Genomic DNA, 1,363 nt, shown 5'->3' with positions numbered 1-1,363 from the left:
GGGCCGGTGAGGCCGAGCAGGGCCGAGAGCCGGTTGGGCAGGCTCCAGCCGCCGCCGGGCATCGGCCGGAGACCCTGCGGAACCCGTCCAACGGGGTCCTCGCGGAACGCGCCGGAACCGGCGTGGACCGGACGCGGCCCGGCACCGGCCGGAAGGCCGCGCCCGCGGAACCGCGGGCCGGGGCACGGGACCCGGACCGGCACCCGCCCCGCAGACCGACACCGCTCCCCGCCGGCGAGGGGCCCTAGACCGCCCGGACTTCGGTGTTCTGGCCGGCGTGGAGCAGCCAGGTTCCGTCGGGCTGCCTGGTCATGACGTAGAGCGGGGCGCCCTCCGTGTCACCGGCCGGCGCGTGGTACACCTGCCGGACCTTCACGGCCGCGACGTCCGGCGTCAGGAACTGCGTGTGGACCGTCTCGTACGTGACCTCGCCGTCCCAGCTCGCGTCCGGCAGTACCGTGCGGGTGAACTCGGCGATCGCGTCGAGGCCGATGAGGACCTTGCCGTGGGCGGTCGTCCAGAGGGCGTCGGGGTGGAAGAGCCCGAGGAAGCCCTCGGCGTCCTTGGCGCGCTGCGTGCGCTCGACGGTGGCCACGACCTGCTCGATGGCCTTGATGTCCGCGGTTTCGGTGTTCATGTGGATCACTCTGGTACCTCAAGTCGGCTTGAGGTCAAGGCCTCGGGTCCCCTGCGCGCGGGCGCCCGGAGTTCCGGTGCCGGGCCGGCGGGCCTACTCCCTGCGCCGGCGGATGCGGGCCGCGAGTACCGCGACGTCGTCCTCGGCGTGGCGGGCGTCCAGGCCGGCCACCACGGCGTCCACCAGCTGTTCCACCGCCGCGCCCACCGGCAGCCGCAGCCCGGCCAGCCGGGCCAGCGACACGTCGATGTCCTCGCCGCGCCGCTCCACCAGCCCGTCGGTGAACATCAGCAGGGTCTCCTCGGTGGTGATCGCCCGGGTGACGCCCTCGTAGCCGCCGATGCCGGTGCCCAGCGGCGGGCCGACGGGGACCTCCACCAGCGCGGCCGAGCTGTCCGCTCCGAAGACCGCCGGCGGCAGATGGCCGGCGCTGGCGAAGTCCGCGACGCCGCGCGTGGGGTCGACCCGTACCAGCAGGCAGGTGGCCGGCCGGCGGGCCGGGTCCTCGGCCACCAGGGCGTCCAGCTGGCGCAGCACGCGGTGCGGGGCGAGGTCGGTCGCGGCCACGTCGCGCAGCGTGGAGCGGTAGGCGTTCATGTCCACCGCGGCGTCGAGCCCGTGGCCCATCACGTCCCCGACCACCAGCAGGGTGGTGGCGGTATTGTTCCGCACCCGGGAGAAACCATACCCCCCCCCCCGGGGGCCCGGGGCCCCCCCCCCCCCCCC

At 75.4% G+C, this 1,363-nt stretch carries 2 protein-coding genes; both read right to left on the bottom strand.

From position 1 onward, the window contains the following. Positions 1–244 precede the first annotated feature (244 nt). Positions 245–637 (bottom strand): SgcJ/EcaC family oxidoreductase, encoded by a 393-nt coding sequence (locus ACFXA3_RS42585; RefSeq protein WP_385196920.1) that lies wholly within the window; start codon positions 635–637, stop codon positions 245–247. Positions 638–730: 93 nt separating this feature from the next. Then, the coding region (locus ACFXA3_RS42580) for a PP2C family protein-serine/threonine phosphatase (protein ID WP_385196918.1) at positions 731–1,363 on the bottom strand (633 nt) is incomplete at its 5' end.

Origin of the sequence: Streptomyces sp. NPDC059456, from assembly GCF_042750055.1 — a bacterium.
In the GTDB taxonomy this organism is placed as follows: Bacteria; Actinomycetota; Actinomycetes; order Streptomycetales; family Streptomycetaceae; genus Streptomyces.
This window is presented reverse-complemented; position numbering and strand designations above follow the sequence as displayed.